4 protein-coding genes are annotated in these 2,745 nt (G+C 45.8%); 2 read left to right on the forward strand and 2 right to left on the reverse strand.

The features are described from left to right. Window positions 1-224 (reverse strand): hypothetical protein (locus tag VN105_RS02650; RefSeq protein WP_325637651.1); only part of this gene is annotated, 224 nt, incomplete at its 3' end. A gap of 247 nt (window positions 225-471) precedes the next feature. Here VN105_RS02650 and VN105_RS02655 point away from each other — a divergent pair. Beyond that, window positions 472-1,476, forward strand: a complete 1,005-nt coding sequence (locus VN105_RS02655) for an aldo/keto reductase (RefSeq protein ID WP_325637652.1) — start codon at window positions 472-474, stop codon at window positions 1,474-1,476. An 8-nt stretch (window positions 1,477-1,484) separates the two neighbouring features. Beyond that, a complete protein-coding gene (locus VN105_RS02660; RefSeq protein ID WP_325637653.1) occupies window positions 1,485-2,372 on the forward strand; it encodes a helix-turn-helix transcriptional regulator in 888 nt (295 codons plus the stop codon). 108 nt (window positions 2,373-2,480) lie between these two features. On the opposite strand, the gene VN105_RS02665 is transcribed toward VN105_RS02660, so the two are convergent. After that, a partial coding sequence (locus VN105_RS02665) for an ArsR family transcriptional regulator (RefSeq protein WP_325637655.1) occupies window positions 2,481-2,745 on the reverse strand: 265 nt, incomplete at its 5' end.

The raw sequence follows: 2,745 nt of genomic DNA on the forward strand, positions 1-2,745 counted from the left end.
ATAACTAAAATAATAATGGGAAGACTGCTATCATCCCGCAGAGAGCTGGACATTGCCCATAAAAGCAGTCCGGATGCGCTAAGGATTAGCGTGCCTGCTATGAGGCCGCTGATAGCGCCGCCACGTATGCCACGAAGCCAGTATTTTACCCTTTCAATGTCTTTATCTGTGAGTGGAAGATAGTTTATCATTTTTGCCGGAAGTGTATGGGGGTATACGTTCATATATTATGGGTAATAAGCAAAGGTAAAATATATTTTTTTGAACAAAACCGAAACGACCATGCAGGTTCTTATAAAATTGTAGAGCCGTTAGGCAAAGGCAAATTCAAAACCCTGAAGGATGATTTTTATTGTTTTACAGAAGCAGCAAATACCGCAGCTTTTGGCAACAGGATAACCTCCCTGATTTGCTTACAAGTTTCAGGGGTTTGCATACACGTGTGCGATTTGGCTTACCGACCTTTGGATCATGGAAATAAAACAAATAGCATTGGGCAGCCAGGGTTTGGTTGTGCCGGTGATCGGCCTGGGCTGTATGGGCATGACGGGTTTTGAAGAAGCACATATGTACGGACCTGCGGATGAGCGGGAAGCCATCGCGACGATTCACCGTTCGTTCGAATTAGGCGGTAATTTTTTGGATACTGCCGATCTGTACGGGCCGTTGAAAAATGAGCAGCTCATTGCGAAAGCAATCAGCGGCAAACGCGATCAGTATATTTTAGCCACCAAGTTTGGCTGGGAAATCGATGACAACAACAAAGTGACCTGGGCCATCAATGGTAAAAAGGACTATGTAAAGAAATCTTTAGAGCGTTCGCTAAAGAATCTCAATACTGATTACATCGATCTGTATTACCTGCACCGCCTCGATAAAAATACGCCGGTCGAGGAAACGGTTGATGCCATGGCCGAACTGGTTAAAGAAGGTAAAGTAGGATATATCGGTCTGTCGGAAGTATCATCTGAAACGGTTAAGCGGGCGCATGCCGTGCACCCGGTCACCGCAGTACAAAGCGAGTATTCTTTATTTGAACGAACGGTGGAAGAACGCGGGGTGTTAGCAACATTAAATGAACTGGGTATCGGGTTTGTAGCTTACTCACCATTGGGCCGTGGGTTTTTATCGGGACAGATCAAAAGCATCGATGACCTGCCGGAGAACGATTTCCGCAGAGCGATCCCGCGTTTCCAGGGCGAAATGTTTAATAAGAATATTGAATTGGTTAAGGCAATTGAAGCTATGGCTGAAGCAAAGAACGTTACTCCTTCGCAGCTGGCTTTGGCCTGGATCATGAGCAAGGGGATTTTACCGATCCCGGGAACGAAACGCAGAAAGTACCTGGAACAAAACATTGCGGCGACTACCATTGAGCTGACGGAGGCGGATCTTTCACAACTGGAAAGCATCGTGCCTTTGGGTACAGACACAGGCGCACCTTATGATGAGTTCAGTATGGGCTTAATTGATTAATTTTGCTTATGAACGCTATCAATTCCATATCAGAATTTCACCGGTTGCTGTCGTTGCCCGAACCTCGCCACCCGCTGGTAAGCGTGATCAATCTGTCGGAAAGTGTTTTTTTGGAAGATGAGATCTGGAAAGGTTTCGTTAACCGCTTTTATTGCGTGGCGCTCAAACGCGAAGCCAAAGGCAAGATCAGGTACGGACAGCAGCATTATGATTACGATAAAGGAGTATTGAGTTTTACTGCGCCTAACCAGGTGCAACAACTGGACCTGCAAAATATGGAATGCGGGTCCGGTTATCTCCTGATCTTTCACCCGGACTTCCTGTTACAGCATCCTCTGGCAAGCAGCATTCATCGCTACGGTTTTTTCGATTACGCGGTTAACGAAGCACTGCACCTGTCGGCCGAGGAAGAAGATGACCTGATCACGATCCTCCATAAAATTGACAGGGAGTGCCAGCATATCGATAAGCATACCCAGGAGATCATTCTGACGCAGATCGAGAGTCTGCTGAAATACTCCAACCGTTTTTATGAGCGGCAGTTTTTGACCCGCAGGAATAATAATTCAGCGCTGCTGACCAGGTTCGGGCAGTTGATCGATGATTACTTTAACAGCGATGTACAGGGTTTGCTCACGGTACAATATATTGCTGCGCAGATGAACCTGTCGCCGAACTACCTGAGTGACCTGCTTCGGATTCATACGGGGCAGAACACACAGCAGCATATTCATGAAAAACTGATCGCGAAAGCCAAAGAAAAACTTTCCACGACCAATCTTTCGGTCAGCGAGATCGCCTATGCCCTGGGCTTTGAGCATGCGCAATCTTTTAGCACGCTTTTCAAAAAGAAGACGAATTTATCGCCGCTGGAATTTCGTCAGGCTTTTAACTGATTGCCGGGGGACAAACTGTGTCCGGGAAATACTCTCCGGTAAAATATCCACCGATAAAACCCCTTGGCTTGCAGGCTTCTATCTGGTTATCCGTTGAAGTCTTGTCAGCTAGTCTGCTTTTAAGCTTTTAAATGCTTTTGCCAATAGCAAAGTCAGATTTTGGAGTTCGCTTTCACTGAGAATACTACCAATTTGTGTGGTTACATTTTTACGGAAATTTTCGGATCCATCAATGAGCAATTTCCCTTTTTTTGTGGCATTTAAATAAAATGTTCTGCGATCTGTGCTTCCCTGTTCCTGGGTTAAGAGATTATTTTCCAGTAGGAATTTCAATTGCCTGGAGATAGCCGGTTGGCTAACCCCGAGATTTCGC

Source organism: Chitinophaga sp. (assembly GCF_035564935.1).
Lineage (GTDB): Bacteria > Bacteroidota > Bacteroidia > Chitinophagales > Chitinophagaceae > Chitinophaga.